Consider the following 18,069-nt stretch of genomic DNA (forward strand, 5'->3'; position numbering starts at 1 on the left):
GACACTACTACGAGCCTGTCCGTCCCTACTGCACGATACGTGCTAGCAGTAGGTTCTCACGTTCCCTAAGCTGGCCTGTCTGGAAGTCCCGCTGCCTTAACACCGGATGCCATGTAGTCAGTAATCAGGTATCCTCTACACTTATCAGGGGGTGGCTGTACAACCCCTTTTTGACATCACCTAAGATTTCGATGCTTCTTCGAACAGTTCACTTTCGTTCGACTCTTCCAGACTTACTTGACGGTAGTATTTCCGCCTTTTCCTGAATCGCTCACTACCGAAGACCTTAGCCAACAGCAGCATCAGGTAGTTTGATCAGTGCGCCTGAACGCCCTGACCGGAGGGCCTTCCTCCATCCAACTTAGAGCATGGATTCATTATGCTGCAATCAGTTCTACTTCATAATGTCTCCTTCGTGACACACACAACCAATTTTTACGACCAAGTTGTACGGCGACATTATAGTTTGATACGAAAATAACACTTTAAAGGGCCTGAGAGAGGTAAAGTTTGATATTTTTAAAAAGTCGCCCCTGAATAATGGCGTTTTTAGTCTAAAGCGCCATTTCATTTTCTAGCCTTCTCGGCAATAAGGCTTGTATCAATCTCATCCCGCTATAAATGCCACACCGGATCAAGGCAAAATGAAGCCACTTCAGCAGCTTACGAAGGTTTTGGCCACAGGCGCTTAGGATCACGTTAATCGCATCGCCCAGTATTCCCTTGAGGAAGCATCGTCTGAGTTTTCCGTCTGATTTGAGGTGCCCGATGATAGGCTCTACGCTATTTCTTCTCCCCATCCAGTTCTTCTCTTTCTTGGGGACTCCGCGTTTTTGACCTGCAATCAAGACTTTAATATCTTCCACACCTGACCCTTTATATCCTCGGTCAACAAAACAGGTTTCAGGCTTTCGCCCCATCAAGGTTTCTACTTGTTGCAGTTGATCTTTCAGGGTGTGCCCATCATACGGATTACCGGGATAGCTTCTTGCGCCCACAATGAAGGATTCTTTAGCGGTCACGGCTATGCTGGCTTTCACGCCAAATTCGTAGCGTTTATGCGCTTTGCCTTTGGATATGCAATCCACATTGGGTTCATGCAGGCTGTAGAGTTTGTTTTTGCTCTGGCGAGTTTGTTTTAGTAATCGATAGGCTTGGTTAAGTGTGTCTTCCTGTTTTTGGGTGAGCGTTAAGGAAACTGCGATTAAGTCCCCAATATGAGACAATGCCGATCTGACCATTACCTCAAGACCGAATGACATGAATCAGCTTTCCTTCGCCGATACCGAATTTACCAGCAAACGCCGCAAGACTCGCAAAGAGCTCTTCCTTGGTCGGATGAATGAGCTGATTCCATGGCTACAGCTCGAAGCTCAGATTGAGCCGTTTTACCCAAAAGCTGGCAATGGTCGGCGTCCATACCCTCTCGCTACCATGCTGCGCATTCACTTTATGCAGAACTGGTACAACATGAGTGATCCAGCGATGGAAGATGCCCTTTACGAGATCACCTCTATGCGGCTGTTTGCTGGCCTATCATTAGAAGGTGCGATCCCAGACCACACGACCATCATGAATTTCCGTCACCTGCTTGAGAAGCATAAGCTGGGTCGTAAACTCTTCAAAGAAGTAAACAAATGGCTGTCTGATTCTGGCACCTACTTTAAAGAAGGGACAATCGTTGATGCGACGATTATTGAGGCAGCAAGTTCCACCAAAAATAAATCTAATGCACGCGATCCCGAAATGCACCAAACGCAAAAGGGAAAACAATGGTTCTTTGGCATGAAAGCTCACATCGGTGTTGATGCAAAGCGTGGGTTAGTTCACAGCTTCACCACGACGCCTGCCAATGATCACGATTTAAACCAGTTGACGGAACTTCTTCATGGCAATGAGTCATTTGTATCGGCGGACTCTGGCTACCGTGGCGTAGAAAAGCGCACAGAAACAAAAGATAAGAATGTCGATTGGTTAGTAGCTGAGATGCCCAGCAAGATACGTGCTTGGAAAAAGCACCCCCGCCTCAACAAGCAGCTGATCCGAACGGAATACTTAAAGGCGAGTATCCGAGCGAAAGTCGAGCACCCGTTTAGAATACTGAAATGCCAGTTTGGGTTCCGCAAAGTCGTCTACAAAGGCCTGTCTAAAAATGACAACAAACTCGCCGTGCTGTTTGCACTTGGAAATTTGTTACGAGTAGATCAGATGATACGTTCTGCACGGGGTTAATCCGTCCAAATAACGGTTGTAAGGTGCTTGAAGTACCTTACAAGTGGGTTAAGTGGTGATTAAATGTCGCTTCTGAGGAAATACTGTCACAAGCTGAAAGTCAGCTAAAAATTGTCTTACTTGTTCGTATGTTCCCTATGTAGACAGCTTAATTAGGACTAAGAAAGCAGTAAATAAAGATAACGATTTAACTGATGAGACAGAAAAACAGGCTGTTTTTGTCATTTTATCCCCTGATGGAAAAGTTGATAACGTACACCTTCACCCTCGCTGGTGTGGAATCAGTTTCCAACAATTGGTTAATGAAATAAAGAAGCGGCTACAGCAGCATTTTTTCGACGCACCGTTTAATAAATGGTATTTGGTATTAAAGGATTTTTTACTGCATTTGGAGAACCTTGTGAACGACGAAGAACAAAATAGCGCTCAAGAAGAATTCGTTTTGACGCACCTTGGTGAAATATCTCAGGCCTGGAATTTGCTCAAAAACACCTTGCAGAGCGTCCAACAAAAAGCCCATACGAAACTAGAGCAGCATCCGGAGCTAAACGGTATATTACGCAGCCAAAAGTCTTCTTGGTTCGGTTTGCCTACCACTATTCTCTATAGCAAAGATGAAATGACAGAGGCGGTACTTTTCGCCACTGGCGTACCATCTGTGGACATAGCTGATGACGATCCACGCAATGCAGGAAAGCACATTTTCATCCAAATTCATATTCAAACAGATGATGAAGAACTAGAACTTGAAAGCATTCATGAATCCTTAGCAAATAAAGCGGTTAATCATTGGTATTCTGGCGGAAGCAAATGCTTTAGATGGCCTGTCAATGAGCTGTCGATCGAGGGAATAACAAAAGAGTTTGTTTCAACTTTTGAAGCAATTAATAACTTATCACCTCTGTCCTTAAACAAATAAGAAAGGCTTAAAAAATGCTCCGATATACTTTTCAGATTGACGAGGTCGTCATTTTTAACCATACTTATTGCAACATAACCGTCACGCTTAGTGCTCTTTTTTCTTCGATTAAAGATGTAACGCGCAACCTTGGCGGTTTTTTTACACCTAAAAAAAACCAGTCAAAAAAGCAAAAGGCTAGTACATGCCTTTAATGCCATACACAAAGCCTTCTCTTACCTTTTCAGACCAAGTGAATCACCTGAAAAATAAAGGTATGTTGCTCAAAGATAAAACCTTTGCTGAAAGTACATTAGCCAATATTAGCTACTATCGCTTAAGTGCATATTGGTACCCTTTTAGACTGCGTGATACGGCCTCCCCACAGCAAGTGTTAGATCAATTTGAGAAAGAGACTTTTTTTGAAGATGCTCTTTTTCTATATGAAACAGATCGAAAGTTACGCTCTTTAGTCACAGACGCCATTGAAAGAGTCGAAGTTTCTGTTCGTACTCAATTCACTTACCATATCGGGCATAGATACTGTGCCTTTGGGTACGCAGACAAGAACAATTTCCACAATAAGTTTGATCATCACAAGTGGCTTACTCAATTACAAAGTGAAGTACACCGTTCAAAAGACGAGTTTATCGATCACTACAAAAACACTTTCCAAAACTTCCCTTCAATTCCCATTTGGATGCTGACAGAAGTAATGTCATTGGGTACTTTATCATTTGGTTATGGTGGTTTAATAAATGATCAAAAAAAAGGAATTGAAGATAAAAAAGCTATCGTTCAGCACTTTAATCTCCACCATAAAAAGCTTGGCGACTGGCTACACACGCTAACGTACGTTAGAAACGTACGCGCACATCATAGTAGGTTATGGAATCGTACGTTATCCATCAAACCAGATAAAACAAAAGAAGCAAACTGGCTGTCTCCTCTAACACCGAGAAATGATAGAATTTTTTATATTCTACTCATGCTAAGACATTTACTAAGAGCTACGGGGAATGGTGAAGATTGGGCACAGCAAGTAAACCAAGCCCTCGACCTACTTGCTCATAATAAACGCTGGCGATCAGCAATGGGAATGCTTGACAATTGGAGCGAACACCCAATATGGAAATAACTACACAACAAACAATCTACTTCACAGAAGAAGCGAGCTCTAAGATCCCAGCGTTAACTCTTCTGACTAATCTTGGCTATAAGTTTATTCCACCAACTGAATGTGAAGCCTTACGTAGCAATAGTCTAACCAGTGAGAAAAAGAGCTCTTATCAAGTTATTCTACTCCCTGTAATGCGTGCTTTTTTAGCCAAACAAACATTTCCGTTTGCAGGTAAACAACATAACTTGTCTGAAGCCGCTATTGATAAGGTGATGCATGAGCTTAACCCTGCTATGAATTTAGGCTTAAAAGCGGCCAATGAAAAAATTTACAATGCACTGATGTATGGCATAAGTGTTACTGAATTTATAGATGGTAAAAAAGCATCTCCCACCATTAAGCTAATTGATTGGCACGATATAAGTAACAACCAGTTTCACTTCACAGAAGAATTGATGGTACGAAATACAGAAGGCACTAGCAATCGAGTTCCTGATATTGTGTGTTTTGTAAATGGCTTACCATTGGTTGTGATTGAGGCGAAGCGTCCGGATTCCAATAAAGAAGGTAAATCGACCAATAGCGAGGCAATTTCACAGCATATTCGTAATCAAGGGCAGACAGAAATCCCTCATTTATATGCCTATAGCCAATTGCTGTTAGCGATAAATGGACATGAAGGTTTATACGCGACCTGCGGCACACCTGAAAAATTTTGGGCAAAATGGAAAGAAGAACATATTCCAGAAGCGGAATTTGTAAGACTTAAAAACAATAAACTAAACAATGAGCAGCTAAATGCCTTGTTTAATCATCGCTCTACCAGAGTAAAAGATAATTACCTTTCGCTTGTCGCTGCCGGGGAACTAACCGTTACCGACCAAGACAGATTAATTGTTAGCCTGTTACGTCCTGATCGCCTCCTCGAAATGACCCGCTTGTTTACCTTGTTTGATCAAAAAGCAGGAAAAATTGTGGCTCGTTATCAACAGGTATTTGGCATAAAGGCACTGGTAGAGCGCATCAACACTTTTGATGATTCTGGGGCTCGTGAAGGTGGTGTTATCTGGCACACCACGGGCAGCGGTAAGTCATTTACCATGGTATTTCTATCAAAAGCCCTTATTTGGCTAGAAGAACTCGCTCAATGCCGATTAATCATTGTAACCGACCGTGTGGATTTAGAAGATCAACTCAGCAGTACTTTTGCCTCTGGTGGTGTACTAACCTACCGAGATAGAAAAGATGCCATGGCCACCACTGGTAAACGTTTAGCGGAACAAATTGGTCAAGGAAACGAGCGAGTTATTTTCTCAATAATTAATAAGTTTGGCTCTGCTATTAAGCAAAAAGATTGTTATAACGACAGCCCAAATATTATTGTATTAGTGGATGAAGGCCACCGAAGTCAAAACGGTGAAAACAACATTCGCATGCAGCAGACGCTGCCTAAAGCGGCATTTATTGCTTTTACTGGTACACCACTTTTAAAAGACGATAAAACAGAAAATAAATTCGGAAAGATCATTCACTCTTACACTATGCAGCAAGCGGTTGAAGATCAAACCGTTACACCACTTTTGTATGAAGAACGCATTCCTGAATTGAATGTTAACGATAAAGCCATTGATGCTTGGTTTGAACGTAGTACCAGCCAACTCAGTGACGAACAAAAAACCGACTTGAAGAAAAAGTTTTCACAAAGAGGTCAGATCTACCAAGCCGAAGGCCGAATTGAATTAGTCGCTTACGATATTTCCGATCATTTCCAAAACTTTAAGCAGCAAGGGTTAAAAGGACAATTAGCCTGTGACTCTAAGGCATCTGCTATTCGCTACAAAACGGCATTAGATAAAATTGGTGCAGTTACTTCGGTTGTCGCCATATCCTCCCCTGACACCCGTGAGGGGCACGATACTGTTGATCAAGAAAGCAAAGACCTTGTACAAAATTGGTGGAAGTCTAACGTTAATAAAATGGACGAGAAAGCCTACACCAAAGCTATTATTGAAGAATTTAGCAGAGACGATGGTCCTGACATCATGATCGTGGTGGATAAGCTTTTAACAGGCTTTGATGAACCAAAGAACACCGTACTGTATATAGACAAGTCACTAAAAGAGCACAACCTTATTCAAGCCATTGCTCGTGTAAACCGCTTACACAGCAAAAAGCAGTTTGGTTACTTGATTGACTACAGAGGTATTTTAAGAGAGCTTGATACCACTATTGAGAAGTACCAAGACCTTGCAGAACGCACTCAAGGCGGTTTTGATATTGATGATCTGAAAGGTTTGTTGTGGTTGAATTAGCCGGACACTTCAATAAAGGATAATATCCAATTATTGAGGTGTAAAATGACTAAACGTACTAACAAACAATATCCAAACGATTTTAAGCAAGAAGCGGTGGCGCTGGTGATTGAGCAAGGTTACTCCGTTGTTGAGGCTGCCGCTTCACTGAATATCACTGACAAGCTACTTTATAACTGGGTAGCGAAGTTTAAACAACAAGATGAAGATTCAGAGTTGTCGAAGGATGAGCGGGCTGAACTCGTTCAGCTCAGAAAAGACAATAAGCGCTTGCTGATGGAGCGCGAAATATTAAAAAAGGCTTCAGCGTTTTTCGCAAAAGAAATGAAATAAAATATTCATTTCTCAAAAGTTTAGGTAAGCAGTACCCAGTTGCCATATCGTGTAAAGTGATGCGCGTTAGCAAATCTGCATACTATGCTTGGCGAAAACGTCCCGCGATAATTATCAGTGCACAAACACTGAATTTACATCGTAGGGCGAAGGCGCTTTTTGAAGATAGTCGAGGCAGTCTGGGTAGCCGAGAGCTTGCGAAAAAGCTTCGCAAAGAAGACTTTGATGTTAGCCGGCATCGTGTCATTGGCTTGATGAAACGATTGGGGTTAGTCGTTAAGCAGCGTATCGCTTACAAAGTCACCACAAAGCGCAAAGACAGTGATGCTGTAGCGGATAATTTATTGAACATGAATTTTAACCCGTTAGGCCCAAACCAGGTGTGGGCTGGGGATGTGTCATATTTAAAAACAGGCGAAGGCTGGCTATACCTTGCTATTGTAATGGATTTATTTGGTCGTCGCATAGTGGGTTGGCACACGTCAAAACGTATGACGACAGACTTAATTGAGCATGCATTTTTAAAAGCACATCGCTTACGACAGCCGCCAAAGGGCTTAGTGTTTCATAGCGACAGAGGCTCGCAATACACGAGTAAACACTTTAGAAGCCTATTAAAACGGCTTGATTGCCGCTCTAGCATGGGTGACGTCGGTGCGTGTTGGGATAATGCCGTGGTTGAAAGGTTCTTCGGCAGTTTAAAACATGATTGGTTGTTCAAGGTAGCACAACCAACAAGAGAGCATATGAAGCAAGATGTTGCGGCGTATGTGAAATATTACAATCTGGAGCGATTACATTCGTCGAATGGCGACCAATCACCCATTGAGTATGAAAACTCCTTTAGGAAAGTGTCCGGTTGGACTTGACCAGAACAGTTTGTATAACCGCATGGATACCGAATACAAAAAACTTCCAGGCCTACACAGTGAGTTGTGGTTATTATTTGAAGGGGTTAAGAATAAACAAGATGGCCCCGCTTTGCGTCAAGCACTTGCACCTAAAATACAGGAAATAGGTACAAATCTGACGGATACAAATCTTAAGAAACGTGATGACTTTTACTCTACACTCACTGCGTTTTCAAACTGCATGAAAGTAGCACTGCAATCAGCCACCTACTTTGAAGATAAGTCCTTCGATAATAGACGTGACCTATACAAGCGTGACTTAAAAGTTTTTGTCCATCTGCGTAAACAAGTACGCGAAGATGCAGGTGAGACCGTGAATTACGATGCATACTCAGAAGACATCAGAAGCCTTCTCGACAAGCACATTGCAGGTATAGAAATAAAAGAGCCTGACGGTGCTTACTTAGTTGCTAACTTAGGAAAAGACTTAAAGCCGCAGGATATAAGCGATGACGAGGCTCGTAACCAAACGGATAAGATTACTGGCCGAATTACAAAAATGATTAAGCAAGACTTAGAAGATGATCCCTATGCTCAAGAGTATTTTTCTAAGATGCTTAAAAAGGCGATTGAAGATGCTAGAGCCATGTTTGATGCACCAGTTAAACAATACATTCTCTTTGCTGACTTTGAACAGGAAGTGAAAAATCGCAAAGTGGCTGATATTCCCAAGGATTTTGTAGATGATGCAGGCAAGCTAAACAAACATGCGCAAGCTTACTTTGGTTTGTACAAACATCTATTTGATGCTGAATTCTTAACTGAGAAGGCACTAGATAATAAAAAGCTAGTATCGATTGCTTTTGATATTGATGCAGTTGTAAATGATGCGGTCGCAGAGTATTCCATTAACCCTGCGGAAATTGAAAACGCTATACACATGAAGTTATTACCAATGTTATTTAGTGATCTTGGCCTTGATAATGCTCAAAAGCTGATTGAAGAAGTGCTGAAGATAACCCGATTAGGTATAGCTAGAGGCTAATAAAGTGAGTCAAAAAACAGTAGCCGCTTCTATTCATTCAAAAGAAAGCAGAACATCAAATAAAAAAGGTGTTTTTACCTATGGTAACGACACCATTCACTATGATGTTATTCGTAAAACAAAGCCTGCTGATAACACTAAAAAAGTAGCACGCAAGGTAATTATTAAGGTTCATCCAGATCAACGTGTTGTGGCTACTGTGCCTCATGATGCAAGAGATGATGCTATTCAAGGTGCCATGCATAAGCGTGCCAGATGGATTTGGCAAAGTATTAATGAATTTGCAAAGCAAAAAGACGCGGTTTTAGCTAAGCGTTACGTGAGTGGCGAAACCCAATTTTATTTAGGTAAGCGCTATGTGCTAAAGGTCATCGTTGATGCCGAGCAAGCCCCAAACATAAAGCTAAGCCGTGGCAAATTGAACCTTACAATCAAGCACGAAGTGAATAAAGACATTGATGATCGGTTGATGAACATTAAACCGTTAATCGACAAGTGGTATCAACAGAAAGCAAAAACGGTTTTCAATGATCGACTACTAGCGCTCTTACCAAAAACAACGTGGGTGATAGGAATCCCTTCTTTTCGCGTAATGGCTATGAAAAAACAATGGGGAAGCTGCTCTACCAAAGGCAACCTGATGCTCAACCCTCACCTTATTAAAGCACCTAAAGAATGCATTGATTACGTGATTTTGCACGAACTTTGCCATATCGCAGAACACAACCACAGTGAGCGTTTCTGGCGTTTATTAACCCAAGTAATGCCTAACTGGAAAGACGTAAAAGCAAAATTGGATGATATGGCTGAAATGTTTTTAAACGACTAACTTTTAAAAGTTAGTATGACATGGGCTGAATGAACTAGAGGATCCAATTCGTTCACATCCTACTTAAAAAGAAATCTCTAACCTCATAAAAATCATTAATCGAACTATTTTTTAACAAATATTCTTTAACCGAAAGCCCCTCAAAAAGAGGATGATTAATAGGTCTTTTAAAAGAGCTGTAATGTAAGCCAATTGGTACACTTTGGTGTATCGCCTTATAAATACCAGCCAATAAAGATAATCGTTCTATTATTTGGAGCTCTAAATCTAGCATTCCAATCTCTTCACTGATTTCCTGCCAATACTTCCATTTCTCTGTTTGAATCCCCCCAAGTAATGTCGCCATTTCATCATCAGACAAGTCCCAGCATTGCTGGGAACTTTGCTGCTTCAACCAAAGAATGACATTGGCACAATTTTTACTAAGGTCCAATTTATCTAATGTTGATATATCCATTTTCACTCCATAATTGAAAGTACAACGTAAGCGCCCTTAAATCTGCATTCTTGCTGACCTTCTCGTAATATCAGAACCTAACACCTGTTTACTTTAACCATGAACAGGTGTCTTTATGAATACTTTTTCGGATCCTCAATCCCGTGCTGACTTTTGGCGGGCGCAAGTCACAGCTGCTGAGGCAGCGGCCATGTCCAGTGCTCGGTTCTGCAAAGAAAACGATCTCAATTATTCTCAATTCATGTATTGGCGGCAGAAATGTCAGACACCATCAGCCCCAATATCGGAGGACAAGTCGTCCAGTTTTATCAAAGTGGAACCTTCATTGGGCCAGTTAGGGTCAGGCTTGTCGGTGTCTTTGCCAAATGGCATGCAAATCCACGGTATTGATTCGACCAATGTGACCTTGGTTCGTCAGTTGTTGGAGTGGGCGTTATGACACGTTATTTTCGCCCGTCGGTCGACATGCCTAAGATCTATCTTTATCGTCAGCCAGTGGATTTTCGTAAAGCCGCTGTGGGGCTGGCAGCGATTGTGGAGCAGGAGTTGGCGCAGAATCCTTTTGATGGTGCTTTGTATGCGTTTACCAATCGGCACCGGAACAAAATTAAATGTTTATTTTGGGAGGACAATGGTTTTGTGCTGTATTACAAAACCCTTGCCGAGGACAAGTTTCGTTGGCCCAAAAAGGGTGACGAGGTGATCTCTCTTACTGGACAACAGATTAATTGGCTGCTGGATGGCTATGATATAACGGCGATGAAAGGCCATAAAAAATTGCATTATGAGTCTGTTTTTTAACGCGTTTTAGGGGCTGTTATGATAAAATAACGTACATGAAAACAGCCCCTAATACGCACAACATCTCGGTCAATTATGCGACTCTGTCACAGGCGGAGTTGTTGTCGTTGCTGGTCAAAAAAGACCAAGATCTCGTGCAAAAAGATCAGGTGTTAGCGCAAAGAGATCAGGTACTAGAGCTGAAAAATCAGCTCCTTGATGATCACCATCAGGTTATTCAGCATCAAAAAGCCTTGCTGGATGAAAGAGACCGTAAAATTGCACAGTTAGAGGAGCTCCTGCGCTTAGCCAAGGCTCAGAAGTTTGCGGCAAGCAGTGAAAAGTCCGTCTATCAAATCGATCTGTTTGATGAGGTGGAATTGGAAGCGGCCATTGCGGCTCTGATCGAACAACTGCCCGAAGACGTGCTTCCAGAAGCGGTTCGATCTCGTAAACGCCAACGTGGCTTCTCTGACAAACTGACTCGCGTACGGGTGGAACTGCGTTTGTCAGAAGAAGAAAAAGCCGGTGCCACGTCTACCTTTTTCAGCAAGGTCAAAGAAGAACTGGACATCATACCCGCCCAGGTTCGAGTGTTAGAGTACTGGCAGGAAAAAGCCGTCTTTAAAACACAAGAGGACCAAGCAGACCACATCGTTGTCGCCAAACGTCCTCTTCACCCACTCGGTAAATGTGCCATTAGCATCAGCGCGCTGGCTTACATCATCGCTGGAAAATATGCGGATGGCCTGCCCTTGTATCGCTTGGAAAAACAGATCGAACGTTACGGAGGGCATTATGACCGCACCAGCATGGCCCACCACGTCATCCTGCTGACTGACAGAGTCCAGTCCCTACTGAATCTTGCTTGGGAAACCCAATTGGAAGCGGGGTACCTACAGGGTGACGAAACCCGTATCCAAGTGCTCAAAGAAGACGGCAAAACCGCCCAATCGGATAAATGGATGTGGGTGATACGCGGCGGACCGCCAGACAAACCTATCGTGCGTTTTGAATACAACCCTTCCCGAAATGGGGAGGTACCCGTGCAGCTGCTCGATGGGTTTAAAGGTGTCCTGCAAGCCGATGGCTATGGCGGCTACAATGCCGTGTGCCAGAAATACAACCTAACTCGCATTGGTTGCTGGGATCACGTGCGCCGTAAATTTATTGAGGCCAGCAAAGGCGCTGACACCAAAAAGAAAAACAAAAACTCACCCCCTACCAAAGCCGAGGTGGCATTAAGCCATATCCGTAAACTCTACAGGATTGAAACACAGATAAAAGACCTGAGCGACGCTGAGAAACATCGCGTGCGCCAAGAGCAAAGCCTTCCGGCCCTCAACACCTTTAAAGAATGGCTCGGCAATAATGTCGATAAAACCCCAAAAGACCAGCTGACCTACAAGGCCATCCGCTACGCCCTCAACCAATGGGAGACACTCACGGGATACTGCGAGGATGGGCAATTGCACATCAGCAATGTCTTGGCTGAGAACGCCATCCGCCCCTTCGCAATTGGACGTAAGAATTGGTTATTCGCCGACACCTCACAAGGGGCCAAAGCCAGCGCGGCTTGGTACAGTCTTGTCGAAACCGCCAAAGCCAACGGCCTAGAGCCTCATGCGTATATTTTGCATATCCTGCAGCACATCGCTAGCGCCGACACCGTTGAAAAATTAGAAGCCTTATTGCCTTGGCGTGTTAAAGCGGCGCTGTAAAGGCACACGCCCATCAAGCAAACGGACACAACAGCAAAAAGCACGGGATAAAAAAGAAACGGGTAGGCGTAAAATAAAAAAGTAAAATAAAAAAATAGAAATCGTAAAAGCAAAGAAGAGAAATCAAAGAAAGGCTTTACCGCCGCATCCCTGCAGCCACTGAATCTTCCTGAAAAGAGACAGAGCCTCCCTCCTGGAGGCGTAGGCAAATCCGTTCGCCCTCTGTCTATATTTACCCTAGCCTTTTTTGACACCTGATGCAACCTCACGTATCAATTTACATTATCGATGGATGATCACTACAAGGTCATTTACAACAACACAAAACAAATTAAACGACAAGAATGCTGATTTAAGGGCGCTTACAGTACAACACACAAAGGTAGGGAGTAGCACTCCCTACCTTACCATTACAGATTACCAACATTCTCCTTGCAAAAAAGCCGGAACACTCCCAACTAAAGAACACCTCAAAAGCCCATAATCAGAATAGCGCTCATATTCATTGGTTAGCTTTTCTTGCACCCAGAGTGCCACAGCTTCACTATTTGTATAAACTGGAGCCAAATTAAGTATAGAGGCTAAACCTACGCCATCAATAATATGAAGGTCATCAATTAGCATCTTTGAAAACTTTTCAGCCTTAGGCGTCACCCAAACATTCGATTTAGCCATACTTTATTCTCCAGTCTCAGATTTTTGCTCGGTTAACTTTATGTGTTCTTGCAACAATAGACGATCAAAGGCTGAACCATCTTGTCGGGTTAAATTCGGAACATACCGTGAGTACACACGAAATAGCATTTCCGTCGTTGTATGACCCATCTGACGAGCAATCCATTCTGGGTTTTCACCCGACGCTAACCAAAGCGTAGCTGCGGTATGGCGCGTCTGATAAGGACGACGCTTCTTGAGGTCTAATAGCCTTAACAATGGATACCAAATACGTTTCGTCACTGTGTCACTCTTAAGAGGGCTACCATCAATATTGCAAAACACTAGACTCTGATCATGTGTCATTTTGTATTGCGCTTTTAATGCGTCATAAACTGGCTGAGACATATAAATCTCTCGCTGCGAGCCGTCTGTTTTAGTGTAAGTGAACTCCCCTTTTACCCAAGTTTCACGAATCAAAATCTGCCGCCTTTCAAAATCGACATACTTCCACTTAAGACCATCAACTTCGCCTGTACGCATTCCCGTAAAGAAACGCACTGTGAAATAGTTTTTAAAGTCCCTTCTCACCGACTGAATAATCAAATTCACTTGATCCAAAGAAAATGGATCTATGTCTGTTTTCATGATCTTTAACGATTTAATTCCCTTCCAAGGAGAGGTAAACTCGTATCGGTCGGCGGCTTCATTAATAATCATTCTAAGAGGCGTCATTATCTTGTTGATTGATGCAGGCTTAAGAGCACTATTTTTCCGTTTGGGTTCTTTGGCGAGAGTTGAACGAAAATTTAGTATGTCTGTTCTGGTCAAGTCCAACCGGACACTTTCCTAAAGGAGTTTTCATACTCAATGGGTGATTGGTCGCCATTCGACGAATGTAATCGCTCCAGATTGTAATATTTCACATACGCCGCAACATCTTGCTTCATATGCTCTCTTGTTGGTTGTGCTACCTTGAACAACCAATCATGTTTTAAACTGCCGAAGAACCTTTCAACCACGGCATTATCCCAACACGCACCGACGTCACCCATGCTAGAGCGGCAATCAAGCCGTTTTAATAGGCTTCTAAAGTGTTTACTCGTGTATTGCGAGCCTCTGTCGCTATGAAACACTAAGCCCTTTGGCGGCTGTCGTAAGCGATGTGCTTTTAAAAATGCATGCTCAATTAAGTCTGTCGTCATACGTTTTGACGTGTGCCAACCCACTATGCGACGACCAAATAAATCCATTACAATAGCAAGGTATAGCCAGCCTTCGCCTGTTTTTAAATATGACACATCCCCAGCCCACACCTGGTTTGGGCCTAACGGGTTAAAATTCATGTTCAATAAATTATCCGCTACAGCATCACTGTCTTTGCGCTTTGTGGTGACTTTGTAAGCGATACGCTGCTTAACGACTAACCCCAATCGTTTCATCAAGCCAATGACACGATGCCGGCTAACATCAAAGTCTTCTTTGCGAAGCTTTTTCGCCAGCTCTCGGCTACCCAGACTGCCTCGACTATCTTCAAAAAGCGCCTTCGCCCTACGATGTAAATTCAGTGTTTGTGCACTGATAATTATCGCGGGACGTTTTCGCCAAGCATAGTATGCAGATTTGCTAACGCGCATCACTTTACACGATATGGCAACTGGGTACTGCTTACCTAAACTTTTGAGAAATGAATATTTTATTTCATTTCTTTTGCGAAAAACGCTGAAGCCTTTTTTAATATTTCGCGCTCCATCAGCAAGCGCTTATTGTCTTTTCTGAGCTGAACGAGTTCAGCCCGCTCATCCTTCGACAACTCTGAATCTTCATCTTGTTGTTTAAACTTCGCTACCCAGTTATAAAGTAGCTTGTCAGTGATATTCAGTGAAGCGGCAGCCTCAACAACGGAGTAACCTTGCTCAATCACCAGCGCCACCGCTTCTTGCTTAAAATCGTTTGGATATTGTTTGTTAGTACGTTTAGTCATTTTACACCTCAATAATTGGATATTATCCTTTATTGAAGTGTCCGGCTAATTCAACCACAACAGTCTGCTTTTGTGATGCTGCCGACTTCTTTATCACCGAAATAAGGTATTGAATACACATCAATGCTACTTCTCACTGAAAGTGCATGCGAGTTTCTCCACTCGATCTTTTTCTCATCAAACCAAAGCTCTGCAAACTCTTTGAATAAAAGCGTTTTTCTTGCCTTTTTTGCAGTATGTTCAGTCAACATATCCTTCTGTTCTCGAAACAAATCCGCTTTTTTGCTGTTTGGAAAATAATCCCAATACTTAAATGTACCCAATGTGATTTCAGCCTCTATACGATCAAGAATTTGCTTAGCTCGCTTCTTGTTCGCAGGAGAGTCCGTCAGTTTAGTCTGCTCACGACAGCGCTCACCCTTAAAACGGAAATCCAATAATAACTTGCCGCTTCTAACGTTAATGCTTCCCATATACCCTCCTAGTGGACACCAGCCATCAATGTGTTAATGGCAGGCGCTTTAAACATGTCTTCCTCTATCTGCTCCCAGATGTACTGGTATGGACCCAGTTTCCTAGACAGTTTCTAGCTCCGTAAAATATCGCCTCTCATATTGCAATGGCGATAATCCATCATTTGATCCATGGTGTCGCTTTGGATTATAAAAGCATTCGATATAATCAAAAATCTCTGAGCGAGCATCACTTCTTGTTTGATAGGTCCGATTGCGAACTCTTTCTTTTTTTAATAACGAGAAAAAACTTTCCGCAACAGCATTATCGTGACAGTTACCACGTCGACTCATACTGGCTTCCAGATTATTATCTTTTAAGAAGGTTTGCCAATCTTTCGAGGTATATTGAGCGCCTTGATCTGAGTGTACCAGTACTCTTTTTGTGGGGCGTCGTCGCCAAATCGCCATGAGTAAAGCATCAATAACTGACTCCGCTGTCGCCCTTGATCTCATTGACCATCCTACGACCAATCTAGAAAATAGATCAACAACGACGGTCACATAAAGCCAGCCTTCTTTTGTCCGGATGTACGTAAAATCGGTTACCCATACTTGATCTGGTTCTGGGACAATAAACTCTCTATTTAGTGTATTGGGGGCTGTATTACGTTCAGATCCACGATAAAAAACAGGGTGGCGTTTGTAGCCTATTAGCGCTTTTAGGCCCTCTCGGCGCATCACCCTTAGCACTCGATTCTTCCCACAAGACTTACCTTCTCCTTTTAGGTCTGTGGTGATATTGCGGTAGCCGTAAACACAACCACTCTCAAGCCAATGCGTTTTAATGGTGATGGCAAGTTCATCATCTTCTTGCTCTCGTCGACTTTTTGGACAGTCCAGCCAAGCGTAAAAACCGCTCCTATGGACTTGCAGTGTTCGACACAAGGCAACAATAGAATAGTCGTGGAGCCGTGATTTTATGAACGTGTACTTTTCTTTGACTCCCCGGCAAAGTACACGGCGGCCTCCTTTAGAATGTCCCTCTCTTCGGTCACACGTTTAAGTTCAGCTTTGAGCCGCTGGATCTCTGACAGAGCTGAATCTTCCGTTTTTCTGCTCGCTTCAGGCTTGCTGTATCGGGCTATCCAATCATGCATACTTTTGTAACTAACGCCAAGTCGCTCAGCCACTTCTGCAATCTTATAGCCCCGCTCAGTGACTTGTTTAACGGCTTCAATTTTGAACTCATCAGTATAACGTTTTCCACTCATAATTCACCTCATTTTTACCTATTATTATATAGCTATGAGATGTCTATTAAAGTGGGTCCATACCAGTACAAAATTTTACGACCACCGAATGGTCGGAAATAATGGATACCTTCAATAAGAACCGTGTCCTTTAATTTTCGACGAATAGTCTTGCTGTCGTACTTGATGCGTCCAGAAAGTTCTTCGGTTGTTAGATATGTTTGTGACATAATATTAAACTCCTACAAGTTATTAGGATCTTCAAAAGACCTTAATGATCTTTTATAGATCATAATAGTCTTTTTTAGATCTATTGCAAGTCTTTTTGATCTTCTGCAGATCATTTTTTGAGGTTTAAGATGATAAAGTGTCACTTATCTAAAATTATGGGTGAAAAGAAACTCAAAATTTCAGACGTTTCTAATGAGACAGGAATTAATAGAGGAACTATTACACGCCTATACCATGAGACAGCCGTGCGCGTAGAGTTCGAAGTACTGGAGCAGCTATGTAATTACTTAGGATGTGGAATCGAAGACTTACTAGAAATACAAAAAACCGAAGAGTAACTAGCGAAAATTTCGATGCTTCAAATGACCTAAAAATCATTTTGGTCACCATATGGCCACATTTTGGTCACAAGTCAAAAAAGAGGCGGTTTTGGTCACAAAAAGCGAAGGACATTTGAGACAGCTTGAAGAGTGTTATTTGAAATGCAGCATTAGTACTGAAAAAAAGGAAATGGGGTATTCTTGGAAGAGTTAAACGCTAAAACCCGTGTAAATCACTGAATTAATTGAAGAAATGGTGCACCCGAGAGGATTTGAACCTCCGACCTCACCCTCCGGAGGGGCGCGCTCTATCCAGCTGAGCTACGGGTGCATATCATTTCACTTACTTTTCTGTCCTGTGCCCTACGGTGACCATTTCGGCCGATCCTTCGCCTCCGGAGGGCGACGCTCTATCCAGCTGAGCTACGGGCGCATTATGATTGTCTGGCGCGGATGTTATTGCATGGTGCAAAGTAAGCCAGAACAAATTGGAGTGCGTATTCTAAAGGAAATTCTTCAGGATTCCAGTGCTTAATACAATAATGTTAGCCCAAAGCCTTGATATTCTGGTTTTGCCTGCACATTTTCGGACGACGA

General features: G+C 42.8%; 16 protein-coding genes, 1 tRNA gene and 2 pseudogenes. 11 read left to right on the forward strand and 8 right to left on the reverse strand.

Annotated features, from left to right (window positions below):
• Window positions 1–638: 638 nt before the first annotated feature.
• Window positions 639–1,193, reverse strand: a pseudogene (locus J8N69_RS04160) (transposase); the annotation flags it as partial.
• 67 nt (window positions 1,194–1,260) lie between these two features.
• On the opposite strand from J8N69_RS04160, the gene J8N69_RS04165 reads away from it, so the two are divergent.
• The 7 genes from J8N69_RS04165 to J8N69_RS04195 all read left to right on the forward strand — a co-directional run bounded on the left by J8N69_RS04165 (window position 1,261) and on the right by J8N69_RS04195 (window position 9,620).
• Window positions 1,261–2,232 (forward strand): IS5 family transposase, encoded by a 972-nt coding sequence (locus J8N69_RS04165; RefSeq protein ID WP_067038543.1) that lies wholly within the window; start codon window positions 1,261–1,263, stop codon window positions 2,230–2,232.
• A 400-nt stretch (window positions 2,233–2,632) separates the two neighbouring features.
• Window positions 2,633–3,151, forward strand: a complete 519-nt coding sequence (locus tag J8N69_RS04170) for a hypothetical protein (protein ID WP_168827659.1) — start codon at window positions 2,633–2,635, stop codon at window positions 3,149–3,151.
• A 184-nt stretch (window positions 3,152–3,335) separates the two neighbouring features.
• Window positions 3,336–4,268 carry an Abi family protein gene (locus J8N69_RS04175; RefSeq protein ID WP_211085242.1) on the forward strand — a complete coding sequence of 311 codons (933 nt, stop codon included), beginning with the start codon at window positions 3,336–3,338 and terminating at the stop codon, window positions 4,266–4,268.
• Entirely contained in the window at window positions 4,241–6,562 is a 2,322-nt protein-coding gene (locus tag J8N69_RS04180; protein WP_227803970.1) for a type I restriction endonuclease subunit R, read from the forward strand. Before J8N69_RS04175 ends, J8N69_RS04180 begins: the two co-directional genes overlap by 28 nt.
• A gap of 45 nt (window positions 6,563–6,607) precedes the next feature.
• Window positions 6,608–7,764 (forward strand): IS3 family transposase gene (locus J8N69_RS04185; RefSeq protein ID WP_168827682.1). Its coding sequence is split into 2 segments (ribosomal slippage): window positions 6,608–6,878 and window positions 6,878–7,764, totalling 1,158 coding nucleotides; the frame shifts between segments, so codons are not numbered across the junction.
• 22 nt (window positions 7,765–7,786) lie between these two features.
• Window positions 7,787–8,791: a hypothetical protein gene (locus tag J8N69_RS04190; protein ID WP_227803971.1), complete on the forward strand. Its 1,005-nt coding sequence runs from the start codon at window positions 7,787–7,789 to the stop codon at window positions 8,789–8,791.
• A gap of 4 nt (window positions 8,792–8,795) precedes the next feature.
• A complete protein-coding gene (locus J8N69_RS04195; protein WP_114413744.1) occupies window positions 8,796–9,620 on the forward strand; it encodes a M48 family metallopeptidase in 825 nt (274 codons plus the stop codon).
• 52 nt (window positions 9,621–9,672) lie between these two features.
• On the opposite strand, the gene J8N69_RS04200 is transcribed toward J8N69_RS04195, so the two are convergent.
• Window positions 9,673–10,077 (reverse strand): hypothetical protein, encoded by a 405-nt coding sequence (locus tag J8N69_RS04200; RefSeq protein WP_114413745.1) that lies wholly within the window; start codon window positions 10,075–10,077, stop codon window positions 9,673–9,675.
• A gap of 115 nt (window positions 10,078–10,192) precedes the next feature.
• Between J8N69_RS04200 and tnpA the strand changes: the two genes are divergently transcribed.
• From tnpA to tnpC, 3 genes and pseudogenes are all read left to right on the forward strand, one after another.
• Window positions 10,193–10,516 carry an IS66 family insertion sequence element accessory protein TnpA gene (tnpA, locus tag J8N69_RS04205; protein WP_168827677.1) on the forward strand — a complete coding sequence of 108 codons (324 nt, stop codon included), beginning with the start codon at window positions 10,193–10,195 and terminating at the stop codon, window positions 10,514–10,516.
• Complete coding sequence (gene tnpB / locus J8N69_RS04210) at window positions 10,513–10,878, forward strand: IS66 family insertion sequence element accessory protein TnpB (RefSeq protein WP_168827675.1); 366 nt, start codon at window positions 10,513–10,515, stop codon at window positions 10,876–10,878. The genes tnpA and tnpB overlap by 4 nt, the downstream gene beginning before the upstream one ends.
• 218 nt (window positions 10,879–11,096) lie before the next feature.
• Window positions 11,097–12,578: pseudogene (gene tnpC / locus J8N69_RS04215) on the forward strand (IS66 family transposase); the annotation flags it as partial.
• 417 nt (window positions 12,579–12,995) lie between these two features.
• Here the strand turns inward: tnpC and J8N69_RS04220 are convergent.
• From J8N69_RS04220 to J8N69_RS04240, 5 genes are all read right to left on the reverse strand, one after another.
• Window positions 12,996–13,253 (reverse strand): hypothetical protein, encoded by a 258-nt coding sequence (locus J8N69_RS04220; RefSeq protein ID WP_114413746.1) that lies wholly within the window; start codon window positions 13,251–13,253, stop codon window positions 12,996–12,998.
• Window positions 13,254–13,256: 3 nt separating this feature from the next.
• Entirely contained in the window at window positions 13,257–13,952 is a 696-nt protein-coding gene (locus J8N69_RS04225) for a site-specific integrase (protein WP_227803972.1), read from the reverse strand.
• 107 nt (window positions 13,953–14,059) lie between these two features.
• Window positions 14,060–15,216, reverse strand: a protein-coding gene (locus J8N69_RS04230) for an IS3 family transposase (protein WP_168827682.1) whose coding sequence is annotated in 2 segments (ribosomal slippage) — window positions 14,060–14,946 and window positions 14,946–15,216 — 1,158 coding nt in all. Because the reading frame shifts where the segments join, the coding sequence is not laid out codon by codon here.
• A gap of 50 nt (window positions 15,217–15,266) precedes the next feature.
• Window positions 15,267–15,689, reverse strand: coding sequence for an Arm DNA-binding domain-containing protein (locus J8N69_RS04235; protein ID WP_168827686.1), 423 nt, complete (start codon window positions 15,687–15,689; stop codon window positions 15,267–15,269).
• A gap of 102 nt (window positions 15,690–15,791) precedes the next feature.
• Window positions 15,792–16,942, reverse strand: a protein-coding gene (locus J8N69_RS04240; RefSeq protein ID WP_227803973.1) for an IS3 family transposase whose coding sequence is annotated in 2 segments (ribosomal slippage) — window positions 15,792–16,705 and window positions 16,705–16,942 — 1,152 coding nt in all. Because the reading frame shifts where the segments join, the coding sequence is not laid out codon by codon here.
• A 338-nt stretch (window positions 16,943–17,280) separates the two neighbouring features.
• Between J8N69_RS04240 and J8N69_RS04245 the strand changes: the two genes are divergently transcribed.
• Entirely contained in the window at window positions 17,281–17,490 is a 210-nt protein-coding gene (locus tag J8N69_RS04245; protein WP_114412609.1) for a helix-turn-helix domain-containing protein, read from the forward strand.
• 236 nt (window positions 17,491–17,726) lie between these two features.
• Here J8N69_RS04245 and J8N69_RS04250 read toward each other — a convergent pair.
• A tRNA-Arg gene (locus J8N69_RS04250) sits at window positions 17,727–17,803 on the reverse strand.
• Window positions 17,804–18,069 lie beyond the last annotated feature (266 nt).

This window comes from Marinomonas profundi, assembly GCF_020694005.1.
Taxonomy (GTDB): Bacteria; Pseudomonadota; Gammaproteobacteria; order Pseudomonadales; family Marinomonadaceae; genus Marinomonas; species Marinomonas profundi.

What these genes read in the sequence shown, in the direction of transcription:
- J8N69_RS04245 (WP_114412609.1), top strand. Translation starts at nt 17,281, where the DNA reads ATGATAAAGTGTCACTTATCTAAAATTATGGGTGAAAAGAAACTCAAA.
- J8N69_RS04190 (WP_227803971.1), top strand. Translation starts at nt 7,787, where the DNA reads ATGGATACCGAATACAAAAAACTTCCAGGCCTACACAGTGAGTTGTGG.
- tnpA (WP_168827677.1), top strand. Translation starts at nt 10,193, where the DNA reads ATGAATACTTTTTCGGATCCTCAATCCCGTGCTGACTTTTGGCGGGCG.
- J8N69_RS04165 (WP_067038543.1), top strand. Translation starts at nt 1,261, where the DNA reads ATGAATCAGCTTTCCTTCGCCGATACCGAATTTACCAGCAAACGCCGC.
- J8N69_RS04235 (WP_168827686.1), bottom strand. Translation starts at nt 15,689, where the DNA reads ATGGGAAGCATTAACGTTAGAAGCGGCAAGTTATTATTGGATTTCCGT.
- J8N69_RS04225 (WP_227803972.1), bottom strand. Translation starts at nt 13,952, where the DNA reads ATGATTATTAATGAAGCCGCCGACCGATACGAGTTTACCTCTCCTTGG.
- J8N69_RS04175 (WP_211085242.1), top strand. Translation starts at nt 3,336, where the DNA reads ATGCCTTTAATGCCATACACAAAGCCTTCTCTTACCTTTTCAGACCAA.
- tnpB (WP_168827675.1), top strand. Translation starts at nt 10,513, where the DNA reads ATGACACGTTATTTTCGCCCGTCGGTCGACATGCCTAAGATCTATCTT.
- J8N69_RS04200 (WP_114413745.1), bottom strand. Translation starts at nt 10,077, where the DNA reads ATGGATATATCAACATTAGATAAATTGGACCTTAGTAAAAATTGTGCC.
- J8N69_RS04220 (WP_114413746.1), bottom strand. Translation starts at nt 13,253, where the DNA reads ATGGCTAAATCGAATGTTTGGGTGACGCCTAAGGCTGAAAAGTTTTCA.